21 protein-coding genes and 1 tRNA gene are annotated in these 22925 nt (G+C 33.5%); 8 read left to right on the forward strand and 14 right to left on the reverse strand.

Annotated features, from left to right (window positions below; genetic code table 11):
* Positions 1–908: 908 nt before the first annotated feature.
* Positions 909–1418, forward strand: coding sequence for a GIY-YIG nuclease family protein (locus tag DFR57_RS16890; RefSeq protein ID WP_114354434.1), 510 nt, complete (start codon positions 909–911; stop codon positions 1416–1418).
* Between the two features lie 567 nt (positions 1419–1985).
* Positions 1986–2147, forward strand: a complete 162-nt coding sequence (locus tag DFR57_RS18350) for a hypothetical protein (RefSeq protein ID WP_170133024.1) — start codon at positions 1986–1988, stop codon at positions 2145–2147.
* A gap of 165 nt (positions 2148–2312) precedes the next feature.
* On the opposite strand, the gene DFR57_RS16895 is transcribed toward DFR57_RS18350, so the two are convergent.
* Together DFR57_RS16895 and DFR57_RS16900 are read right to left on the reverse strand one after the other, a co-directional pair.
* Positions 2313–2531, reverse strand: a complete 219-nt coding sequence (locus DFR57_RS16895; RefSeq protein ID WP_114354396.1) for a hypothetical protein — start codon at positions 2529–2531, stop codon at positions 2313–2315.
* Between the two features lie 847 nt (positions 2532–3378).
* Positions 3379–4677, reverse strand: a complete 1299-nt coding sequence (locus DFR57_RS16900) for a hypothetical protein (RefSeq protein WP_114354397.1) — start codon at positions 4675–4677, stop codon at positions 3379–3381.
* 283 nt (positions 4678–4960) lie between these two features.
* On the opposite strand from DFR57_RS16900, the gene DFR57_RS16905 reads away from it, so the two are divergent.
* Positions 4961–5620 carry a TRADD-N-associated membrane domain-containing protein gene (locus DFR57_RS16905; protein ID WP_114354398.1) on the forward strand — a complete coding sequence of 220 codons (660 nt, stop codon included), beginning with the start codon at positions 4961–4963 and terminating at the stop codon, positions 5618–5620.
* A 592-nt stretch (positions 5621–6212) separates the two neighbouring features.
* Complete coding sequence (locus DFR57_RS16910; RefSeq protein WP_114354399.1) at positions 6213–6599, forward strand: hypothetical protein; 387 nt, start codon at positions 6213–6215, stop codon at positions 6597–6599.
* 173 nt (positions 6600–6772) lie between these two features.
* Here DFR57_RS16910 and DFR57_RS16915 read toward each other — a convergent pair whose 3' ends face one another.
* The gene (locus tag DFR57_RS16915) at positions 6773–7777 is read right to left on the reverse strand and encodes a hypothetical protein (protein WP_114354400.1); all 1005 of its coding nucleotides are present in this window, start codon (positions 7775–7777) and stop codon (positions 6773–6775) included.
* A gap of 662 nt (positions 7778–8439) precedes the next feature.
* Between DFR57_RS16915 and DFR57_RS16920 the strand changes: the two genes are divergently transcribed.
* Complete coding sequence (locus DFR57_RS16920; RefSeq protein WP_114354401.1) at positions 8440–8631, forward strand: helix-turn-helix domain-containing protein; 192 nt, start codon at positions 8440–8442, stop codon at positions 8629–8631.
* Between the two features lie 137 nt (positions 8632–8768).
* Positions 8769–9872, forward strand: a complete 1104-nt coding sequence (locus DFR57_RS16925) for a site-specific integrase (RefSeq protein WP_114354402.1) — start codon at positions 8769–8771, stop codon at positions 9870–9872.
* A 101-nt stretch (positions 9873–9973) separates the two neighbouring features.
* Here DFR57_RS16925 and DFR57_RS16930 read toward each other — a convergent pair.
* The 6 genes from DFR57_RS16930 to DFR57_RS16955 all read right to left on the reverse strand — a co-directional run bounded on the left by DFR57_RS16930 (position 9974) and on the right by DFR57_RS16955 (position 13397).
* Positions 9974–10046, reverse strand: a tRNA-Ala gene (locus DFR57_RS16930).
* 31 nt (positions 10047–10077) lie between these two features.
* Positions 10078–10470 (reverse strand): fluoride efflux transporter CrcB, encoded by a 393-nt coding sequence (crcB, locus tag DFR57_RS16935; RefSeq protein WP_245937510.1) that lies wholly within the window; start codon positions 10468–10470, stop codon positions 10078–10080.
* The gene (locus DFR57_RS16940; RefSeq protein WP_114354403.1) at positions 10467–10856 is read right to left on the reverse strand and encodes a fluoride efflux transporter FluC; all 390 of its coding nucleotides are present in this window, start codon (positions 10854–10856) and stop codon (positions 10467–10469) included. Before DFR57_RS16940 ends, crcB begins: the two co-directional genes overlap by 4 nt.
* Positions 10857–11514: 658 nt before the next feature.
* Complete coding sequence (locus DFR57_RS16945; protein ID WP_114354404.1) at positions 11515–12291, reverse strand: ABC transporter permease; 777 nt, start codon at positions 12289–12291, stop codon at positions 11515–11517.
* Positions 12291–13199, reverse strand: a complete 909-nt coding sequence (locus DFR57_RS16950; RefSeq protein WP_114354405.1) for an ABC transporter ATP-binding protein — start codon at positions 13197–13199, stop codon at positions 12291–12293. The genes DFR57_RS16945 and DFR57_RS16950 overlap by 1 nt, the downstream gene beginning before the upstream one ends.
* Positions 13200–13202: 3 nt before the next feature.
* A complete protein-coding gene (locus DFR57_RS16955; protein ID WP_114354406.1) occupies positions 13203–13397 on the reverse strand; it encodes a PLDc N-terminal domain-containing protein in 195 nt (64 codons plus the stop codon).
* A 202-nt stretch (positions 13398–13599) separates the two neighbouring features.
* Between DFR57_RS16955 and DFR57_RS16960 the strand changes: the two genes are divergently transcribed.
* Positions 13600–14058, forward strand: coding sequence for an SRPBCC family protein (locus tag DFR57_RS16960; RefSeq protein WP_114354407.1), 459 nt, complete (start codon positions 13600–13602; stop codon positions 14056–14058).
* Between the two features lie 93 nt (positions 14059–14151).
* On the opposite strand, the gene DFR57_RS16965 is transcribed toward DFR57_RS16960, so the two are convergent.
* From DFR57_RS16965 to DFR57_RS16980, 4 genes are all read right to left on the reverse strand, one after another.
* Positions 14152–14994 (reverse strand): dimethylarginine dimethylaminohydrolase family protein, encoded by an 843-nt coding sequence (locus DFR57_RS16965; protein ID WP_245937511.1) that lies wholly within the window; start codon positions 14992–14994, stop codon positions 14152–14154.
* Between the two features lie 68 nt (positions 14995–15062).
* The gene (locus DFR57_RS16970; protein ID WP_114354408.1) at positions 15063–15908 is read right to left on the reverse strand and encodes a ComEC/Rec2 family competence protein; all 846 of its coding nucleotides are present in this window, start codon (positions 15906–15908) and stop codon (positions 15063–15065) included.
* A 228-nt stretch (positions 15909–16136) separates the two neighbouring features.
* Entirely contained in the window at positions 16137–18260 is a 2124-nt protein-coding gene (locus tag DFR57_RS16975; protein ID WP_114354409.1) for an ATP-dependent Clp protease ATP-binding subunit, read from the reverse strand.
* Positions 18261–18706: 446 nt separating this feature from the next.
* Complete coding sequence (locus DFR57_RS16980) at positions 18707–19615, reverse strand: methyl-accepting chemotaxis protein (RefSeq protein ID WP_114354410.1); 909 nt, start codon at positions 19613–19615, stop codon at positions 18707–18709.
* Positions 19616–20051: 436 nt separating this feature from the next.
* Between DFR57_RS16980 and DFR57_RS16985 the strand changes: the two genes are divergently transcribed.
* A complete protein-coding gene (locus DFR57_RS16985) occupies positions 20052–21437 on the forward strand; it encodes a tetratricopeptide repeat protein (protein WP_114354411.1) in 1386 nt (461 codons plus the stop codon).
* A gap of 544 nt (positions 21438–21981) precedes the next feature.
* On the opposite strand, the gene DFR57_RS16990 is transcribed toward DFR57_RS16985, so the two are convergent.
* Positions 21982–22851, reverse strand: a complete 870-nt coding sequence (locus tag DFR57_RS16990) for a DNA-3-methyladenine glycosylase family protein (protein ID WP_114354412.1) — start codon at positions 22849–22851, stop codon at positions 21982–21984.
* Positions 22852–22925: the final 74 nt, after the last annotated feature.

A 22925-nucleotide genomic window follows, 5' to 3' on the forward strand; every position in this document is an offset into this window, starting at 1 on the left:
CGATAGATATCAAAAACGATTAAACGGCCTTAGCCCTATGGAATATAGAGCTAAAGCCGCTTAAATCATTTTTATTATTTCCACTGTCTACTTGACAGGGGGCAGTTCATAGCGAATACAGGTGTTTTTATTTATGTAATATGTAACTTGTGGTTTTATGAATTTTTTTATACGTCTCATGGGCTTCCATCCTTGAAATGAATAATTGAATCAATAACGTGTACTAACCAACGCTATAGATTGTATTATACATATTCATCTATACATTTTCAATAATAATACTGATCTACATTTAACCGTAGATAATTTTATATACACTTTTATTTAATCTATTATCCATAATTATCTATATATCACTACATGAACCAATAAAAAATAAAAATAAACAGATCCACATCTTACGATAGATGGGATCTTTATCTACACCAACAAATTTTAAAATTCCACAATACTCTACAATTCAAAACCGAGTTGATACCTGTTCTTATGAGGTATTTAATTTATTTAACTCAAATAAACATCATAATATTTCCAATTATTTTCTAAAATCAATAAAATAACAATAAACTTTTATCTCATCACTATTGATTCAATTAATTTATTTATGTTTTAGCTGCCTATCTGAGTGTCATGATTGTTTCTAATTTTTATTGATCACTTTATGTCATAAGTAAAAACACATATTTTATTTGTTATATTCCCTCGATAATATTATTATAAAAATGGACTTAATGATATTAAGTATATTCCAAGTTAATGATGAACATATCGATAATTGAGCGTAGTTAGATTATTCGAAAAAAGGAGATTTGTGAGTAGACCATTTGTGACTAAACGAATACATTTAAAATGTTGGATTCGGACAACTAATTACAAATATTAGTATAGAATAGAGAGGATAATTTGTGATGGAGCAAAAAAATATCAAATTAATCCATATTGATTGGGATGGGCCGTATAAATTATCAGAGATACTTTCATTAACTGATGAGGTTTCGGATTATGGAGTATATCAAATTTATGGAAGTCATAATGTTTATGGAAGTAATGTGTTACTTTATATAGGAAAAGCAGATAGACAAACTATTGGTAAACGACTTTCTCAGGAACTTTGGTGGTGGAGCACAAGTGATCCAATCAATTTACAAATTTATTGTGGCAGATTGGCAGGAGAATTCACACCTACAGATAATCAATGGTCTGAAGAAATTGATTTAGCAGAGAAATTATTGATTAATGTACATAAACCTGCATACAATACACAAAATTTGATCCCTATTCTTGATGAAAGTCTACGGAATATCCATATTCTAAACTGGGGATACTATCGTGACCTGCTCGCAGAAATATCAGGTCTTAGGTGGACGAGTGCTTTAGATACTATGGAGTATAATGTTTATAAATACCTACAAAAATAGTTTAATATCACAAATATTAAATGAGGCTTTTATCACTGGACTTAAGATTTTCTATATGTGTTTTGTGCTTATCACCAAGCAAACCATTTCTGCTTCATCATCTTCAGCAACCTTACAACTAAAAGATTATCAATTAAAATCATAACGTTAAAAATAGCAATTATAGGATGAAAGATAGCAATTATGGGGTGAAAGATAGCAATTAAGTGAAATTGTTATACCTGGCTTAAATAATTTCATTTTCACTCATTACTTCACCTCAAATATGGTTTTATTGTTATATATTATAATTAAAATAACCTGAAAATATAGTTTTTACAGGATACAGTGCTACAATTTTGATGTTTGAATGTCTTAAGTATAGCAAAAGTGGTGTGAAAGATAGCAATTGTGGGACGATAATGGTTTAACTTTTAGCATGGGGTATCAACAATAAATATATTCTTAATTATCCCCCTCTGTACTCATTTATTATCCCATCACCTTCTCATCATCTACTATCTTTTATTTGTAGATTTACACTTGTTATGATTTAATACAATTAAATAATTGCAAGGGGGCGAAAATGTGAGTAGGAAAAGTCTAAATTTACCGTTAGCAAAAACTGGTGAGTCCCATGGCGTAAAAAGACTAAGAAGAGAAAACGAATTGTTGTTACAACGATTGAAACAAATCCAAGCTGGACCATTTGGTATTTATGAATGGTTTAGGAAATGTAAAAAGAAATAACTACTGTCATTTAGTAATTTACTTTATGCTAAATACAGAAAGTACATTAAATGCATGAAATAGAAAAGTCTTTGCTACATTGTTTCCTCTTTCTATCATTCTTCTTTATCTCATATGCGTAACGCTTAGGATAAATATCCAACTTGGAGAACATCTAATATGGCCTCAACAATCATCTCTTGTTGGAGATATTAAAATTTGCAACCCTCTTTCTTCTCCGTAATCCCACATCTTAACAAACGGATATGTTCCTTCAGGCAGATAAAAAACTCGTTCTTCCAAATGAGCAATTGGTTCTTTATTTTTAGATGTGCAACCATGGATGAAACTTGCTGGATGGATTGTAATTGTTCTACCCGTATCATTAAAATATACAAATTTCATAAAAATAACTCCTTGTCATTTAACAATCTTTGTTTATTTGCAATATTAGTTAAAGCCTTTATATATAAACTGTTAAGCGATACCTATCATAGAGCAATTAAAGATTTTTTAAAAATAACCTTCCAGTTAGATTCAATTGTATTTATTATACTAAATCGATCCTTCTTTTTTCTGCTATGCCCTCAAAACTTTCTCTTTCACTAATTAAATCCATCTCAATCCATTGCCACTGCATCCTAAATCAATTTTCACAAAATATGATACACCATTAATATTTTCTGTAATATAGCCAAATTTGATCGACTATGGACTTTGCGAAATTCATCAAACGATAACCTAGTTTTCCGTATGTTATAAAAAAATGACCAAAAAACAAGATATTCTTTAACCTTCCAGTCCTCTACCTCAGATATATTAATGGCTTTTTGTTTTATTCACTTTTGTCTTTCTACCGCTTTTCTTCAGCCACTTTTCTCTCCAACCTTTCTCCCATACAGGTAAAAACATTAGTTCATATAGAAAAAGATTTATTTTGGGTAACAGCATTAATTAACCTGATTTACCATCCATGCTTTTAAATTTTTCTGTAATTGAATTAGTTACTTTATCATTCCCAATTCTTGCAAGTCTTAGTGCTTTAACTGTCAGATAGAATAATTCCACATTTTATTCAGTATATTTAAAATTTGTTCAACTGCAAAACTACATCATAAAACATTGTTGATTTTGTTTGAATAATTAGTTATTAATAAAGTTAGAACTAATTAGCTGATTGCTTTCTTTAGTACACTTATTCAATATCAGGTTAGCAGTACTAAATGGAGTTCGTCGCTTGAATAATGTAAAATTATTTCTCGGTAAATAAATCTTTCCATTCTTTATCAGAAAGTACTCTTTCACGGTATTTTAAATCATTTGGAATATTCATATTTAAAAAGCATTTGTTTTCTAAGGAGTCCAAGTACAATGCCAATTGAACTAAAACGTAATGTTCAAAATCATCATTAACACCTTTAAAGGAAACATACCTTTCTAAAAATGGAAGCATCTCTTTTATTTGAATGTGAGCCCATTGCTTATTTTGGAAGCCTGAATCATATTTTAAATAGTTGATTTTTTGTAAATTATAACTATATTCTCTTAGTTCATGGCTCCCACTATGAGGTGAGTATAATTCAGAATATAAAGTTGATTCTAATTTTTTTTCACTATGTATCAATCCATTATTTTCAAATCCACGATCACTCATATTTTGTATGCTATTATGCTCAAATTCAATTGCATATTTAAATATATTTAGATATAAATTCATCTTTTCTTGATTTTTTGGGTTTGATAATTTTATTTCAAATAAATCTATAATATAATCAAAGGAAAATGCACTCTCAGAGCCATATCGTGCAATCTTCTCGATATTTATATTTCTTAGATAAGCAATATAATTATCAAACTCTTGTTCTTTCTTTATAGTCTTTTTCTGAAAGTCAGCTATAACCTTCTTTTGATAATCATCAATAGATTTAATTATTTCTTGAACAAACTCTAATCTCGTTTTCACATAGTCAAATATTTGCGAAATATATATCTGAACTCTTTTAACATAATCTTCATCATTACTCGTATACACTACCGCGGAAAGATCATAATCGTTATTAATCCATCCTTTTCTGTTATTCCATAATACAAATGGGCTGCATTCAAAATCGTTATCTTGATACCTTATATGGTGACTTGTTTCTACTGGATGAATTGAACATAAAGAACGCAAATATTCGAAATATTTTTCATCAGTACCTTTGCCATCCTTACCAGTTTGATTAAAGATATCGATTGACTTCTTCATTTTATCATTTGATACATCAAAGATTTTTGAAAGTTTTTTTATACAATCTACTACCACAGAAGCATTATTCATAAAGTCAAAAAAATCAAATGAGCTGTTCTTATATTTTCCTGTATTTAATTTTAGTCCATTTAAGTATTCAACGGTATCGTCAAGTCTGTCCATAATTGCACAAATTTTATCCCATGCACGATGAGCTTTATTTCTTTTATTAAAAATAATATTTTGCTCTTCGTTCACTTTATCTCTTAATAACCTAAGAACTTCAGAATCCAAATCTATTTGAAAAGTATTTGTAGACATTTCAATCTCCTTTCATCATTTTGGTTCAATTTATTTGAAAGTTTACTTATTTAGTCTCTAAGAAACTTGCAATACTTCTTCTTTTGTAAAATGCTTCATTAGTATTCGATAAGTTCAATTTCCGTAAAATATAATTTCATATTAACACAAGGTTCTATTAAATATTATATCTCTTGTATTAAACTTTTGTTCTTAGAGCATACCTTTTAAATCAAAACTCCTCCTTTACATTACTAATTTTTTGTCCGAAAATAAGATATAACCTATTAAGGGGGGAAATTTATTGAATTTATTTTATGAGTCTATTCTCGGATTAATAGAATTACTTGCAAACAAATTAAGAAAGAATAAGAAAGTCAGAATTAGCATTTTATTAACTTCATCTATACTTCTTTTTTTTGACGCTATCATACTATTTTTTTATAATGATAATTTAAAAGATTATCAATTGGCAATATGTATATTTGTTATGTTAACTTCATTTATTCTTTTATTGTCTTCCTTGTTAGCATTTTCGGAAGATCCAGTTAGTATCAAAAATCCTTTTGAGATTGAATTGAAGAAATTATCTGCAGAAAGAGAAGAACTAAAGAAAAAAGTTGATTATGAAGATTCAAATTCTGAAAATAATCTGTTTAATACCATTCAACTAAACCTTAACCAAACTACCGAATACTATACTATAAATAAAAGTCAAGCGAGAAAGAGTTTTGGGGTAAGTATAACCGCAATAGTTGCAGGATTAATAACAATTTTAGCTGGTATATGGTTTATCTATCTCAACGAGACGATTACCGCCAGTGTTATTTCTATTGTCTCTGGAGTACTCCTTGAAATAATTGGGGGAATGTATTTTTATATGTATGATAAAAGTATAAAACAACTTAATTATTTTTATGGTAAATTAGAAAAGATGCAGGATACCATGTTGGCAATTGAATAAGCCAACAGTATAAAAGATGATAAAAAGAAAATTGAACTAAATGAGATAATAATTTTAAAATTAATAGAAAGAAGCAGTAACGCTTCATAATTTTCGGATTATTTACTAACCTGTATCATCAACAAATCTCTTTTTGTTTTCTAAAAAATAAAGGTCTTGATAGATTAATATCAAGATCTGATGCGACTTTATAGCAAGACTCATTTTTGTCGTCTGCGACGGAAAGAATAGAAGGTCACAAATTATTATTTCTTTGAAATCACAATATAATTTCACCCTAAATATCAATCTTTTATTAATGGTGTTGGTTTAATGACTTGGTAGATAAATGAAGAAAAGTTAGAAAAGTAAAAGGGATTTATTACAAATAAAAAAAGAGTCGGGAACCACTCCAACTCTCCTTTCAAAACTCTTGAAATCACGTTAGTACATATGACCGTCATACTCAGTCATATCTTCCTTTAAAGTAGATCTTACTCACATTTTATTAATGTACCATAATTAAACATATCATTTTATATTGTCGAGTGCTTTCATATAGACATGACTGAATACTATATTAGAAAATTGTATATAAGGGGGGAGATATGTCATGGATGCTGAAATTAATATCAGTAAAGAAGATGCCATTTTTTACTTAGAGATGATTGATTCGGTAAAAAGCCCCAACTTTAAACCTGGTTTATTTAGAAGGAAACCCTATTATATTTTGATCAAAGACAGAGAATCAATTAATTATAAACGTTTTATTAGTGTTTATACAGCTCTACGATATGTTCTATCTGATAGAGAACAATTCATTCTAAACAGAGTCTATGGAATTAATCATGAAGTAACACCCACAAAAAATATCGCTAGTTCCTTACAAATAACACCTGGAAGGGTTTTAACAATTAGAAATAAAGCAAATGTGAAGCTAGCCCGTGAAATCCTAAAATTATTTAAGACGAAAAAAGAGCATATTCCCATAAAGGAATAGCTCATTTTTAATGTCAAAAATTGAATTGTCAATTACCGCTGCAATAATTATGGTAGATATACAAATTGAGTTTATTTATTATCTATATATCCACCATCCAAACATGACAAATACATACTTGATAATCCAGTGAACTTCTGTACCCTTGCTCCACTTAGCTAAGACATTGTTATTTATAAAGCAAAAGGGTTTTTCAAGTGACAAGGAAAATCCTTTCGATTTTTAGGTATTAGAATTGGATTTATATTCAGCGAATCCAAGTCACAAATATAATGTCTATAAGTCATTTTAGATAAATTTTGCTTTGGAGTATCGATAGAGCCCTTTGATACTTGAACTAAAAATTGTCTTAATTTGTCTTTTTTTCGCTTTGTAAAGGAACTTGAATCAATTATCTTTTCTGCCTCGGTAATTTTATAATAATCACCTTTATGCACAATGGGATAGACATGCTTATTCATGTATTCATACCACATTTCTTCTCTAAAATAAGCAGATAGCTTTTTGGGTACATACTTACCTAATTTATCATGTCTCTTTTTTGCATTTAAATGTTGGTTTTGTAATCGTAATTCATATCTCACAACATTTTTGTGAAATGGTAATAATGGTTCATTCTTTTCTAAGCGTTCTTTTTGCTTATCGTAAATAATCAATCCCACGCTCTTATTATTGTGATACTGACTTGCTTCATATTTGTACGGTTCACCAATATCAGTTTTACCCCAACGATACTTGCTCTTGTGACTATACTTCTTTGTATGCTTTTCAATTAAATGAAAAAGTAATTCTCGATCTTTCTCTACATTTACAATAGCATCCAGTTTGTAATCAATACGAGTCAAGATATGTTGATCAAAGATAACATGATTACCGAAAGAATGATTTAAAAATTCTTGGATGCATTCCTTAACAATATAATAATCCATCTCCAAAATCTTACCTTTAGATAGTAATTTGGTAATATCTACTTTGATGTTTATTTGATATTCTTCATTAACCAATTCCTTCAAATAATTAATTTTAATTCCATAAAAATTGATATCTATTTTTTGATTAATCTTTTTAATTTCTGCTCTTACATTATCCCAATTTATTCTTGTCACCATATGAAGTGAAAATAAATTTTGCAATGCCTTTGTATCAATGCGTAGATAAAATTCAAACGTATGTATCATCACGAGTTCCTCCTTAAGCTCGGGAAGTCATTTTTATAGTGTTTATAAGTGTTTGAGCACTACTATTTATCCCGAATCCAACTAATTTAATATTACCTAACTCACACTTTGAGTAATGTGATTGACACATACTACTCAACAAAAATAGTTTCATAACTTTTGAGTGGTTTTACATTAGAAAATTAATGAAAATTAATTAATATATACGGTTTGGACTATAGGGAAGTTTATTGAAGAAGAGGTGATTCATAATGATAAAAAAAGTTTTTTGGGGGTAGAACCAAATAAGTTGGACAAAAATTATGGTTGTCTTATAAACTATTAATAGAAAGCTAAAACGACTTTTGAATTTATACAATACCTTCATGCAAAACACCTCCATATCTTCAGAAAGGAAGTATCCCCTATGTGTACAAAGCACCTTCGGAAAAAACTCAATCAAACTTTAAGTGCGTAAAGGCATTTAAAAAAGGACACCTACCATATCACCCACTTTACCTTTGAACACTATCCAAAATAGAAGGAAGCAAAAAGAAGAATATATCAACAAACGAGTTATGAGAGACAATAGATTTTTCAAATCACTTCTAAATATTCAAGGTCTGACTTCAATTAACCCTCATACAAATTGAAAAAAATTCACAAAAGGAAGGAAAATTTAAATGAATAACAATTACACCGCAAAATATCCCCCCGTTTTAGAAGTAAAAGATATCAAAGAAATTCTTGGTATAGGAAGAAGACAAGCATATGAATTAGTTCATTCGGAACAATTTCATACAATAAAGGTTGGAAAATCCATTAGAATTCCCACACAAAATTTCTTTAATTGGTTATATGGAGAAAGTGCGTAACATTATTGACAATTAAGACGATGTGAAACATTATTGAGTTATGGCAAACGACAGCTACATCTCAATCAATGTGTGTATAGGAGGCTTAGATATCTACACCTCCTATCCATAACTTAAATAAAAAGGAGAGATGTATCTTGTCAGTAAGAAAAGATAAAGAAAGAAATACCTGGTATTTTGTAGTGAGTAACAGGAATGGAAAGCCTAAACAAATTAAGAAAAGGGGATTCAAAACAGAGAGGGATGCCCAGATTGCAAAAAATAAAGTGCTTTACGAAATTAATAATGGTTTGTACATTGAGCCTACTAAAATGAAGGTTAATGAATTGGTAGAGAATTGGTTAAAAAGGAAAAAGCGCAATATACAGGAATCTACCTATACTGGTTATGATCACCTTATTCGAAAACATATAAAACCATATTTTAATGAAATGCGGATAGATAAGGTAAAACCTAACCATATTGAAGAATTCTATGATCACCTCTACGATGAAGTTGGACTATCAGGAACAACAGTACAGAGAATTCATACTATAGTTAAAAGTTGCTTTGATTATGGGAAGAAAATGGAATTAATTTCGAAAAATCCTGTTGATAATGTTGATAGACCGAAGCAAAATCAAGCGGTAGTTGAAGTATGGGATAATCAGGAAGTTCGCTACTTTTTGGGTGAGACGAAAGATGATCCATTATTTATTGCTTATCATCTTGCGGTAGCAGAAGGTATGCGTCAGGGAGAAATCTTGGGGTTACGGTGGAAAGATATTGATTTTAACTCTAAGAAATTAACTATCCACCAGACTTTAAGGAACGACGGGAAGGAGCTGAAACCAGGCGCTAAAAATAAAAGCAGTTTGCGTTCAGTTTTTCTTACTGAAGAGACTTTGGTAGCTCTCAAAGAACATAAAATCAAACAAGATCATATTAAAAGTAACGCAGGTAGCGCCTTTGAGAATTTAGATTTAGTTATATGTACAAACATAGGAACCCCTGTAAACCCAAGTAACTTAAGAAGATCATTCAATCGTAATATAAAAAATCTCCGTATGAGAAAAATAGTCTTTCACGGATTGCGACACACACATGCAACAATTTGCTTGCAGTTAAACATGAATCCAAAAGTAGTTGCGGATAGGTTAGGACATGCTGACGTAAGAATTACCTTGGACACCTATAGCCACCTTTTACCGAGCTTACAAAATCAAGCTGTAAACCAAATAAGTCAAGCCATTTTTGGTTAAAGCGGGCTTGATGACCAAATTAATGACCACAAAAAAATCAATCAGATCAAGGGTATCATAAAACACAAAAGAAACCCTTATGTATCAAGGGTTTCCATAGATGGAGCATAGCGGGATCGAACCGCTGACCTCTTGTCTGCCAGACAAGCGCTCTCCCAGCTGAGCTAATGCCCCTTTTATTAAATCAACGATTTTCATTTTATCATTAATTAATGAAAAATGCACCTAGATATGCTCCAGAAATGAAGCATAAAATGGACCCTAAAATGCTAAGTAGGAGATAGATAGAAAATAGTTTATACTGTTTTTCTTTCCATAATCCCATTGCTTCTATACTGAAGGTTGAAAAGGTAGTAAACGCTCCAAAAAATCCAACTGCAAGAAAGAGATAGAAGGCATCTGCATTTTCCCCTGCATTTGTAATTCCATAAAAACTCCCTATAAATAATCCTAATCCAAATGCTCCAATTAAATTTACCAATAACATGGCAACTGGCATAGAGGTCTTTTTCACATGTTGATTTATGTATATTCCTAAAAGATACCTGGTTACCGCTCCAAGTGAACCACCCAGAACAACAGAAATAATACTCATCATTCGGTCCCCTCAGCTTTATTTATTTGAATTTCAGCAAGTTTATTTCCGAGAAAGAACCCCAAAAAGGCAAAGATAATTCCTCCAAAAATAGTTATTAAGAGATACAATAGCACAACGAAAAATGATTCCATTTGAAATAAAAAGACACTATCAAAAGCGAGAGTTGACATCGTCGTAAACCCTCCGCATAATCCTACTCCTAAACCGAGCCTTAGCCATTCCTTCGTCAGCCTTATCAAAAAATATGCTGTCAATATCCCAAGTAAGAAGCTCCCTGAAATATTCTCTATTATTGTTCCAACCGGGCTTTCAGCCTGCATATTGATACTAAATCTCGCTAATGCACCTATTGCCCCACCTACAGCAATCGCTATTATATTCTTCATCACCGTGTCTCCTTTTCAAACCAATCCATAGTTTATATGATAGTCGATATGAATCTACTTTTCACCTCTTATATTTACTGTAATGTTTTTAAACAAAATAGTGTAAAAAGTATTAAGTTAAGCGTATATTATAACTATATCTCAGAAAGGGGTGGTTTAGATTTACCGTATAATCTTGATTGCATCCTTTTTAGTCACTAGTTTATCCATTCAACTGACATCGACTGAGTCCATAAAAGAAATAGAAAATAAACTTGTGCTAACAGCGCTCACGGTGGAGACATCTCCACTAACTGATTTTTCTTTTGACGATACTGAAGAAACTTTTAGCCATGAACTTTCTTTAGGCGTTTGTCTAATATTTCTTTCTTGCCTTATTCCAATTGGCCAGGTATCAAGAAGCTTTCGTTTTTTATTAGGACCGGTATTCTACCAATCTAATTATCTGGGAAGTTCTCTTTCTTATAGCAAATTAAGCTAAAGAAGGAGGATAATTATATGATGTGGATTCGTTTTATTATGATTGGATTTTTCTCCATAACAGCATTGTCACTTTTTTCTTTCCAAGCTGTTGAGATTTTCCATGCGTTTAGCAGCTATTTTGAACAAAAATAAGTTAAAAATCATGCTGATAGGATAATCCTACCAGCATGATTTTTTAATTTGCCATTTCTTTTGTTCTAAACACGTAGCGAGAGGCAAATAACAACACCACAGATACAAGAATAGTCACTAGACTCGCTCCCCATAATTCTGACGGTATAGATCCGGAGTTTAACATGTCCCCTATATGAGAGCTCAAGCTGTTTGGAAACCAGCTTAGTTTATGTTGAAAAATACGATAGACAATATGCATTCCGAGTAAGGTTGCAATTGTAACTGAAATGACAATTCCAGGAGTTTTAAATAACGTATTGTAGAAAATGGTCAATGTCGTAACAAAAATTAACCACAAAGCGTAAAACAATACTAGTGGAACAAATTCACCGATCGTTATTTCTCCAAATAAAAGATTAATATAATACCAGCTGACAAGCATACCGATTATATAGGAAGCTAAGATTAAGATAACTTTCTCTGTCCATTTTGCTAAAATGTACGTAAAGTACCCAACTGGTTTAACCAAAATCAATTCAGCAACACCGCTTTTCCTCTCTCCAGCGATGACTGCCATTGTTATCGCCACTGCTACTAAGACACCAAACATACTCATTTCAGTTAAACTCATCATAATTGCTGTATAAGGGGAAACCTCTGGCATTTCAAAAACCGTACCATCTGGCATTCCGCCAACAGCATCCATAATTTTCGGCATATAATAAGTAGTTAAAGGATCCATGATTGCAATTAAAATAAACACTAATGGTACCCACACCCATTTAAAATTACGAAAGTCCTCCAGCATTTCTTTTTTAACGATTGTTGTCCATTGCATTAGTGCTTCACCACCTTCATGAATAGATCTTCTAGCGTCGTTCGGCTAAGCTCGAATTTAGTAATAGCCCAATTATTAGCTAAGGCTTCTGTTAAAATTTCCTGTCTTGCTTTTTCTAAATCATCAATTAAAATGTGAAGCTCTGCTTTTTCTTCATAGCAATCATTAACAGAGGATAATTGTTTGATGGGGTCAATAAAAGCTTTATTTCCTCCACGAAATACCATTTGGAGCTTCGCTGTTTGATGCTTTTCCCGAAGTGCTTCGATAGAGCCAGATTCTACAATCTCCCCTTTGTGCATTAGTAAAAGATCATCACTTACTTCTTCTGCATCTCCTAAAATGTGCGTGGAAAAAAGGATCGTCGTTTGCTTCTTCAATTCTTCCATTAAGGTTAGGACTTCTCTTCTACCAATTGGATCTAAAGAAGAGACTGGTTCATCTAGCATTAAAAGTTTGGGTTGATGTATCATTGCTTGAGCAATACCAAGACGCTGCTTCATGCCACCAGAGTATTTTCCAACACGATGATTTCGTGCATCAAAAATTCCTACTTTTTCTAATAATTCATCTGCTCTTTTTGAAGCTTCAGTTTTTGATAAAAATGCTAATTGACCAACATAGACTAGAAACTCTTTTCCCGACATCCAATTATGAAAGACTGGATATTGCGGCAGGTATCCAATTAGTGAGCGAATATCCTGCTTATTACCAGCGCCTTCAAACTCAATCGATCCTTTCGTGGGCTTTAATAAACCCGAAAGCATTCGAATGGTGGTGGTTTTTCCTGCCCCGTTTGGCCCAAGCAGTGCAACACAATTTCCTGGTGTTAAATCAAACGTTAAGCCTTTGACTACTTCGTCTCCATTAAAGGATTTTTTTAGGTCTTTGACTTGAATCACGGACATTTTTTACTGCCTCCTTCCAAATATAAAGAATAGAATTGGACCGATATAGCTAACAAGTAATATAATAACGAGCCAAAGCATTCTAGGCCCATTCGTTTCTTCCGTTTTAAACCAAGCTACCAAACCAATGATTGCTAATAATAATTGAATTAAAAGAAGCGGTGCTAATAGTGCGAAATTGATTCCTAGTTCTTCCATTCATTCACCTCCATTTATCTTTTGTTATTTTCGACCTTTTCTATTGATCTTTTAATTTACTCCTAGTTTATACGTTTTAACCTTTTAAAAAGATTCAATTTCATTATATTCCATAATTTTGTCAGAACCTTTACTCTAAGCTTTCGGATCCATTGTTATGATACACTGAAGGTGAACATAGTCGAACAAGGGGGTAATCAAGTTGCCAATAAATTTTAAAATTATGCGTACGATTAAAGTCTCGTCAGAACAAGTATATAACAGCTTCCTTGATCTCGATTCTGCAAAGGAATGGATGCAGGGATTGGTTAGAATTGAAAGATTAGATGATGGCCCAATTCAAGAAGGATCCCAGTGGAAAGAAACAAGAAAAGTGTTTGGCACAAAATCGACGGAACATTTCGAAGTAGTGGAATTAGTCGAGTCTAAAATAGCCAAGTTTCGTTGTGATGGAGAAAAAGGAACAACAGGTAAAGGCCTTTATACTTTCACTTACTCGTTTGAAGAAAAGAAGGATAATGTAACAGAAGTAATGTTGCACGGTTCTGTTGAAGGATTATATGGTTTCTCTAAACTATTCGGAAAAATGATGGCAAGCATGTTTAAAAAAGCTTGTGCTAAAGATTTAGATAATTTGAAAAAACGTTTAGAAGCAAAATAATTTTTGAGATTATACTTATAACAAAAGGGGCCCTTCTATCATTTCAGAAGAAGCCCCTTTTAATTTTCAGTAATAATTGTTTGTCTAATAACCTTACTCTCTAACTAACGGAAAGGTACAACAGCGAAAAGAGCCGCCTGACTTAATAATTTCCGAGAAATCGACTTCAATTACTTCAAACCCACGTTGCTCGATCGCTCGATTCACCTTTTTATTTTCTGGCAAAGAAATAACTTTTTTATCGCCGATTGAGAATACATTCGTTCCAAGCGTAAATTGCTCTTCATCAGGGATAATAATTAGATCATACAAGCTATTAATTTTTTCTAAGTCTTCACTCGTGAATGCTTGCGGATAAATTAATGCCTGCTTATCTCCTATAATGTTAAACGCGCAGTCTAAGTGCAAAATATCCTTCTTAATTGGCACTGGAATTACTTCTCTATCTGTTACAAATTCTCGAAGTACTTCTACCGCTTCATGTGTCGTTCTTTCGCTGATGCCGACCCATACATATTTATTATCTACGATAACGTCTCCTCCCTCGATCGAGAAAACGTCTAACTCGGTATAGCTGTCGCCTTTTTCCTTCAAGGTATGTTTCAATACTTCTGTTTCTGGTTCGCGAATCTTACGTGCCATATTAGCAATAAAAATATTTTCTCCGATGCAAAATCCGATATCACGTGTAAATACCTGCTCATTCATTTGAGGCTCAGGTGTGATTTCAACGATTGTTGCTCCATGTTTTTTTAATACATCAACAAAGGCTTGATGCTGCTTCATGGCAATATTTGTGTCAATATTCTCATCCGAGAAATGCTTTTGTGTTTCATTAATTATTTTGCCAATTTTCATGTGCGTTGGTGGGCAAACCATGACCTCACGTAACGCATTATATTCATTCTGACATCTTTTATCTATTTCTGTTTTCAAGTGGATGCCCCTTTCTTCCCTTCATTTACTTTACTAACTGATTATAGCAAAAAATGGAGCAGCAAGCTTTAAGAAGGTTTATTATAGATTACTTTATCTTTTCCTGGATAGGTTACATTAAAGGTTTTTCCGTCGGTTTGGACTGTAATCGTTCCTACTTTTGCAGTCGAGTATACGGTGCTTCCGCTTTTTATTAGGTTTGTTATGGTACTTGCTACTGGGTGGCCAAACGGATTGTTTACCTCATAAGAAATAACCGCGACACTCGGGTTTACTTTTTCTAGAAATTGATAACTTGTTGAAGTCTTTGAGCCGTGATGCGCTACTTTTAAAATTTCTGCCTCGATTTGGTGATTTTTAAGTAGGCGCTGTTCCTCTTGACGTGTGATGTCTGCTGTTAGTAAAAAATCGATCGCTCCATAACTTAAAAGAATGGCAATCGAATTTTCGTTCATTGATCTAGTTTTTTCAACTGTATTTAAAAAGGTTAAGCTAATCCCGTCGTCTAGCTTTATGGCTTGATTCATTCTTGGATTTGAGACAGGAATTCTCTTCATAAGTCGCTTCGATTTATAGGAGAGGTACGTTTTGGTGAAGTGCGGAATATCAATCTCCATTATCTTCTCAACTGGAAGCGTGTCGATCACATCGATTAATCCCCCTATATGGTCAAAATCAGGATGCGTCGCGATCATCGTATCAAGCTTTTCCACGTTCCTTTTTTCCAAAAAATGAAGAAGCATCTTGCCTTTATCTGGCGGTCCACCATCAATTAGAATGTGTTCCTTATTTGGGGTTTCTATTAGAATGCTGTCACCTTGACCGATATCAATGAAATCGACTTTTAGCTCCGCTTCTGCTTTTACGGGAACCATAACTGCTAGACTAAGTAGTAGTATGAAAAAACTGCGCATGGGATAACTCCTTATCGTGATAATCTACTGTTATTATCACCGAAGTGTGCATTGTTATCCTTATTATGGTTTATCCGCGAAATTTCCTATATATCCGCGGTTCAGGACACAAATCCGCAATATTTTTCATATATCAGCGAAAATTCCTATATATCCGCGAGTTCAAAAATATAGCCGCGAAAAAAAGCTCCAGAACTAAAATCAGTCTGGAGCTTTCCCCTTTTTAAATTATGCTTTTAATACTTGTATCACATCATCAACAAGCTCTACTTTAATTTCTGTTACATCTTCTTCGTCTAAAATTAGCTCGGTGATGCCGTCTTCAATCTGATCCTGAATTACGCGGCGTAATGGTCTCGCACCAAATCTTGGATCATAACCCTTATCTGCAAGAACTTTTTTAGCCTCAGTTGAGACCGTGATGTTATAGCCTTCTTCTTTTAGATTTTCTGATAGCTCATCAAGCATTAAGTCAACAATTTCAAGTAAGTCTTTTTGCTCTAATTCGTTGAACGGAATGATCGCATCAAATCGGTTTAGAAATTCTGGTTTGAAGTACGTACTTAAGTTTTCAAGTGTTGATACTGCTTCATTATTATCACTATTGAACCCAACAGTAATATTTTTCACGCCTGTTCCTGCGTTACTTGTCATGATAATTACTGTTTCTTTAAAGCTAACAGTTCGACCATGTCCATCCGTTAAGTGACCATCTTCCATAATTTGCAGGAACATATTTTGAACATCTGGATGTGCTTTTTCGATTTCATCTAACAAGATAATGCTATATGGGTTCCGGCGAACACGTTCTGTTAATTGACCCGCTTCCTCGTGACCAACATAGCCTGGAGGAGAACCAATAATTTTCGATACCGAATGTCTCTCCATATATTCACTCATATCTAATCGAATTAAGGATTCTTTTGTTCCAAATAGTTCTTTTGCTAGTGCTTTGGTTAATTCCGTTTTACCCACACCAGTTTGACCGACAAATAAGAAGGAGCCAATTGGTCTGTGCTTCGATTTTAAGCCTGCTCGACTTCTGCGGATAGCCTTAGAAACCTTTTGTACGGCTACCTCTTGACCAATAACATGCTCAGATAAACTCTCAGCTAAATGCTTCATTTTTGCTTGTTCATCTGACTGTATTTTTTGAACAGGAATACCTGTTTTCTCCTCGATAATTTGTTGGATTAACACAACATTTACTTCTTCTTTTGGCTCATCGTTTGTTTCTTCTAACTTTTTCTCTAACTTCAGCTCTTGATGTCTCAAATTAGCAGCACGCTCATAATCTTCTTTTTCCGCTGCTTCCATTTTCTCTTTACCAAGCTCATCTAGCCGCTTTTGAATTGTATCTTTATCATTTTCTGTAAAGGTTAGATTTAGTCGTGCACCAGCTTCATCCATCAAATCGATCGCTTTATCTGGCAAGAATCGATCTTGCAAATATCGTTTCGATAACGTTACTGCTGCATGAATCGCTTCATCTGAATAGGAAACCTGATGGTACTTCTCATAACGCTCTTTTAACCCCTGTAAAATTTGTTCTGCTTCTTCAAGCGTTGGCTCTTTTACAATGATTGGTTGAAAACGTCGCTCTAATGCGGCATCTTTTTCAATTTGGCGATACTCTTTTAAGGTTGTAGCTCCGATTAATTGCAATTCACCTCGGGCTAAAGCTGGTTTTAAAATGTTTCCAGCGTCCATTTGCGAGCCTTCTGTACTTCCTGCTCCAACTAATAGGTGAATCTCATCAACAAAAAGAATCACATTTTGTCTCTCTTGAAGCTCAGTCACTAACTGCTTCATGCGCTCCTCAAATTGACCACGAATACCCGTATTCGCAACTAAAGAAGCTACATCTAATAAATAGATTTCTTTATCTAAAAGCTTCGTTGGTACATTTCCTTCTACAACCTTTGAGGCAAGTCCTTCAGCGATAGCCGTTTTACCTACCCCCGGCTCACCTATTAATACAGGGTTGTTTTTTCCTCTACGGTTAAGAGTTTCCATCACTCGTTTTACTTCTTTATCTCGTCCAATTACCGGATCGATTAAACCAGCTTTTGCTGCATTGGTTAAATTTTTTCCTAGTTCATCTAATAAGCCGCCTCCACCATTATTAGGTGCGTTCTCCTGAACTTGTGGGCCTTGTTTTTGCGCTCCACCTCCGAAGAAGTGGTCAAAATCCATATTTCCCTGGTTACCAAACATACCAGATGGATGCTTCATTTTACCTTGTATTTCTTGAAAACATGTTTGACATACATGTAATTGCTCTGTTTTATCATCTAATCGAAGGGTAACATTTATAGTAGCTGGACGAGTTCCACACTGTTGACATTTCATGTTTATCTTCCTCCTTCAATGGTAAGATCAAAATTTAGTTTGACTATCTTTGACCTTTTCTGATTCTTATTATACTCTGACCTATTTTGACTTTCAAGAGTTTTGCTTTGAATTTTAATTCCTCGCTATAAAGCATTGAATATAAAGGCTTTTTGCAGTTTTTCAAATTCTAAGGATGATATATTTCACCTGTCAGTTAACGAAAAATTTTTAATATTGGTTAAACAGTCGCATACTTTTGTCATGAAACTTTCTTATTTTGTTATGAATCCTCTTCGTTTGGCCATGAACTCTCCTAGTAGTGTCATGAAGCCTTTTAATTTGGCCATGAACACCCCGAGTATTGTCATGAAGCTCCATCATTTGGCCATGAATCCTAGCAGATAAAATTTCCCCTTATAAATAAAAAAACTTCTGCGTCTAAGGCACAGAAGGAAAGCTCAATGCTATAGAGTTTTAAGGAAATCTTTTGCTTGGTCTTCTAAAGTTTCAGAAGCTTGTTTAATCTCATCAAATTTCTCAACGGTTTTATTAATTTGTTCTGCACTTGTGTCTATTTTTTCGCCGATAGTTTCAATACTTTTTGTCGCCAAATCGATTTTATCGATTATTGTATCGACATTATCTTTTACTTCATTAATAGAAAGAGAAACCTTTTCAGATAGCTTGCGGACTTCTTTGGCTACCACATTAAACCCTAAACCATGCTCACCAGCTCTCGCTGCTTCTATTGCTGCGTTCAGTGCCAATAGATTCGTTTGAGAGGCGATTTCTCGAATCGTCTGGACAACATCCGTGATTGAATTTGCTTGTCTCTGCAATTCTTTTAAATTATTACGATTTGCTTCTGAATCATTTTGGATATGCTGCATATTTTCAAAGAAAATATGACTGTCCTTCATTCCACTATTCGATTGTATATTTAAATTTACGGACATTTCTTGAAGCTCTTCCGCCATTTTCAAGCTTGCTTCCTGTCTTTCTGTGATATCTGTGGCAATTTTCACAACACCAATAACAGTTTGACCATCATCCGATAACACAGGCATATAAGTTGCCTCTAACCAAATTTTATTTTGACTGGCATCCATCCGTTCAATCTTATCTTGAAATTTTTCTCCCCGTCTTAAATTATTCCAAAACTCGTCATAGCGAGCACTATTAACAAAGTCAGGAAAGCAAAAACTTGCATGCTTCATGCCTATCATTTCTTCTTTTTGATATCCCATTGTTTGAGCGAATAAATCATTTACATACTCTACTTCTTTATCCAAATTAAACTGAATGATTGCTAGATTGCTAGTTATCGCTTCTAGCATATGCTTTTCTGTTACGGTTTCTAGTTGTTTATTCATGTTAAGCTACCCCCAAATAAGTCATTCTTAATAAGATATTACCACATTTAAGTAGATAATAAGTACTAATATGCTTACTTAAGTCCTGAAATAAAATCTCCCTAAACAGTCTTTAGTCCTCTATTTTTTTAACGCATTAAAAAAGAGAACTCCTGTTGAGTTCTCCAAGTTTTCATTAAATATTCTATATAACAACACCGAATGGAATTAATATAATCGCTACAGCTAAAATAATGATCCCCACCAACTGTTTTAGCATGTACTGTCCCCCTACTTTTTACTTCATGATAGCATAGGCTTTATCTCTTTTCCTATAGGTTGGAGGAAAACCTTACAAACAATTTACAAAACTAGCTTTAAATTTGTTAATATACATGAAAACAATTATCTATGTTAAGATGATTTTAGAAATAAATCAAAGGAGATGTGCTTATATATGAACGATTTAACTTTGCATATTCGCAAGAAATCCGTCAATACCAAGCCTAGAAAGCTTTATCTCTATAAACAAGGAAAAATATTAGAAACCACCGATAAGTCCGGAAAGCACTATTACTTATTTTTTTACAAAGACCACTTTATCAATGGAGTAAAAGCTGACGCTATTTCTATATCCTCTTATTTACATCTGGCAATACGTGATGGAATTTCCTTTGACGCCTCACATCCAACCTGCGAATTATTATTAGACAACAAAACTGACTATACCTTATCTACCTTTAATCATCTATTTAAGAAGCTACAAGAAAAGTACCCCGCGACCGAAATGCTCATCATATTATCCTTCTTTGATAGTTTTATAAAACCTGAAAAAATTCAACAATTAGCTAAGAAATTATTTTATCAATACCGACGAAATGGTCAGCTCTTTAATGCATATCGAATGATTGCGACCTATTACCAGTTCTCACCAAAAGACTCCTTCGCAGATGATATGGTGCATGCCTTCGAATTTGAACAGAATCGCGTGCGCTATGAAGACATCTTAACCTTACACCAGACAAATAAAGACCCCTTATATGTAGAAGCAAAATGCTTCAAAGCTAATCGTACAGACTTAGACAACCAGATCCTTTTTGATATATACCAAGAAGAAAATCGTATAATAGATGCTTTGGCATTGCATTTAGCGACAATTGATCAGAAAATCAACAAAGATAAGCTTGATCAAATCGATCTCTTAATTAGTGAACACCTACCAGACAAGCAACAAGGGGAAATCTGGAATGGTCTAATCGTAAAAATTAAAGATGATCCAGAACTATTGAAAATAGTAATGGAAAAACTCTTTAAGCAGGAACAATACGAAACTTTAGCTAAGCTGTTATTTACGTATGATATAAAGTTAGATGAAAGTCAATCAGAGATGATCGCCACTTTAATTGAAAAAATTGAACCAACCATATTTTCTGGGATCGACGATATAGACCATTTATTTGACCGGCTCTATCAATTACTGGAGAATAACTCACACCAGCTTGAACTTGTAATGGAGAAGTGTTTTACACATTATCTTTCGATCTACTCTGTGTCCGAGTTAGCTGAAAAATTAGAGGGAATTGAAAATAAAGGACGTAAGCTACCAATCACTGAAAAAATTAAAAAAATGCATGATTTGATCGATAACCCTGATCAGCAATTAACATTAGGTGAGTTATATTTAGAATTTAAACAATTAGAAAAAGCGATCAGCTGCTTTGAGTGGGAAATGGAGCTATCACCTAATGACAAAAAACCACTTCAATATTTATATAAAACCTATCAAGCAATGGGAAATAAAGTGGAAGCAAATAACTTTAAACAACTACTGATGAATCTATAATTTTAAAAACTTGGCGGGAATCACACGCCAAGTTTTTTTGTTAGGTAAAAAAAATATTACCGTTGGTATTAAAGTATTTGGGTACCTTATTCACGTTTTAAATGTGAAATAAACAAAGAGATTATAGACTAGTTATGTTGTTTATTATGAGAGTAATCGTGTGCAAGGAAATCGCTTCAGCTGTCCACTTCCCTTTCCGTGGGGTTTTCCCTTCAGCTAACTTTTCCAAGCATAGATCGCTTGAAAAAGTGGATCTTCAGGAAAAACGGTTCCACAGGAGTGAAAGTGGACGCCTACGCTGAATCAACATAGTGGAGGCCGTCTGTTTCCACTCCTACGGGATGATTTTCGTCAAAGATCCACTTTGGAAAGTGACCTTTGCTTACCAAAGTTAGCTTAGGCGAAAATCCCGTGGAAAGGGAAGCAGACAGTCGGAACGATTGCTAATCATCATATTTAGTCATAAAAACACCCCCAAATGTTAGATTGTTTGGACTAACTTTTGGGGGTGGCTCATTTTTTCCCGGTTTTCTAACATCCTATTTTAATCTTCTATACTACGCCATAACGTCATCGTGGCATACGACCTGTAGGGCATCCACCTTTCGTTCCATTCATCCATCTCTGGGTAGGTTGGTCTTTTTTCTAGTTCAAATTCATTCTTCAAGGCTTGCTGGATTGCAATATCTGCTTTAGGAAATAAATCTGCACGACCAAGGCCAAATAACAACCAATTTTCAATTGTCCAGGCCCCAATACCTCTTACCTTTAGAAGTTGATCAAAAATTTCAGCATCTGGAAGTCCTGCTAATTCATCTAAATCTAGCTGCTTATCTACCATTAGTTTGGCAGTATCAATAATATATTCTGCTTTACGTTTACTGAACTGCAGGGAGGTTAACTGATCATACTCTAAAGCTGCCACTTCCTTAGGACTCGGATAGCACCAGACACCGTTCTTTTGATGTCCAAATGTATGAACAAACCTTGATGTCAGTGTTTGAGAAAAAGCCATATTAAGCTGCTGGTGTATTATTACCTTCACTAAACAGCCAAATAAATCAAACTCTCTAACAATGGGTGTATACCGATGCTTTTTAAATAGAGGAGCTAGCGAGGTCTCTTTGAAAAAATTATCAATTTGAGCAAGATCCACATCCCACTGAAAAAGCTCTGAAATTTTAGCAAGAACAGCCTTTTTTTGATTTTCGTTTTCTCCTTCTATTAAAAATACAGGCTTTTTTATTGTTCCAATCGCTTGAACCGTTGCGACAACAACCTCTTCCTCTACACTTATCGGTACGTAAATTGTTTTCGTATCCATGTCGATTTTATTTAAATCATCAAACGCTAATCTGCGCATGCTGTAATCAAAATCATAAGGGAAATCAAGCTTTATCTCTTCTCTCCACATTAGCATCTTCCTTTCTTTTATTTAAGCATACCCGTATTATGATATACTTTAACCAACGAATACAATGAAAAGCA

The sequence above is a fragment of the Saliterribacillus persicus genome, assembly GCF_003337485.1.
GTDB classification, from domain to species: Bacteria; Bacillota; Bacilli; order Bacillales; family Amphibacillaceae; genus Saliterribacillus; species Saliterribacillus persicus.

Excerpts from the sequence above, each read along its gene's own strand:
- DFR57_RS16890 (WP_114354434.1), top strand. The coding sequence starts at position 909 with ATGGAGCAAAAAAATATCAAATTAATCCATATTGATTGGGATGGGCCG.
- DFR57_RS16895 (WP_114354396.1), bottom strand. The coding sequence starts at position 2,531 with ATGAAATTTGTATATTTTAATGATACGGGTAGAACAATTACAATCCAT.
- DFR57_RS16900 (WP_114354397.1), bottom strand. The coding sequence starts at position 4,677 with ATGTCTACAAATACTTTTCAAATAGATTTGGATTCTGAAGTTCTTAGG.
- DFR57_RS16910 (WP_114354399.1), top strand. The coding sequence starts at position 6,213 with ATGGATGCTGAAATTAATATCAGTAAAGAAGATGCCATTTTTTACTTA.
- DFR57_RS16915 (WP_114354400.1), bottom strand. The coding sequence starts at position 7,777 with ATGATACATACGTTTGAATTTTATCTACGCATTGATACAAAGGCATTG.
- DFR57_RS16920 (WP_114354401.1), top strand. The coding sequence starts at position 8,440 with ATGAATAACAATTACACCGCAAAATATCCCCCCGTTTTAGAAGTAAAA.
- crcB (WP_245937510.1), bottom strand. The coding sequence starts at position 10,470 with ATGATGAGTATTATTTCTGTTGTTCTGGGTGGTTCACTTGGAGCGGTA.
- DFR57_RS16940 (WP_114354403.1), bottom strand. The coding sequence starts at position 10,856 with ATGAAGAATATAATAGCGATTGCTGTAGGTGGGGCAATAGGTGCATTA.
- DFR57_RS16945 (WP_114354404.1), bottom strand. The coding sequence starts at position 12,291 with ATGCAATGGACAACAATCGTTAAAAAAGAAATGCTGGAGGACTTTCGT.
- DFR57_RS16950 (WP_114354405.1), bottom strand. The coding sequence starts at position 13,199 with ATGTCCGTGATTCAAGTCAAAGACCTAAAAAAATCCTTTAATGGAGAC.
- DFR57_RS16955 (WP_114354406.1), bottom strand. The coding sequence starts at position 13,397 with ATGGAAGAACTAGGAATCAATTTCGCACTATTAGCACCGCTTCTTTTA.
- DFR57_RS16970 (WP_114354408.1), bottom strand. The coding sequence starts at position 15,908 with ATGCGCAGTTTTTTCATACTACTACTTAGTCTAGCAGTTATGGTTCCC.
- DFR57_RS16975 (WP_114354409.1), bottom strand. The coding sequence starts at position 18,260 with ATGAAATGTCAACAGTGTGGAACTCGTCCAGCTACTATAAATGTTACC.
- DFR57_RS16980 (WP_114354410.1), bottom strand. The coding sequence starts at position 19,615 with ATGAATAAACAACTAGAAACCGTAACAGAAAAGCATATGCTAGAAGCG.
- DFR57_RS16985 (WP_114354411.1), top strand. The coding sequence starts at position 20,052 with ATGAACGATTTAACTTTGCATATTCGCAAGAAATCCGTCAATACCAAG.
- DFR57_RS16990 (WP_114354412.1), bottom strand. The coding sequence starts at position 22,851 with ATGTGGAGAGAAGAGATAAAGCTTGATTTCCCTTATGATTTTGATTAC.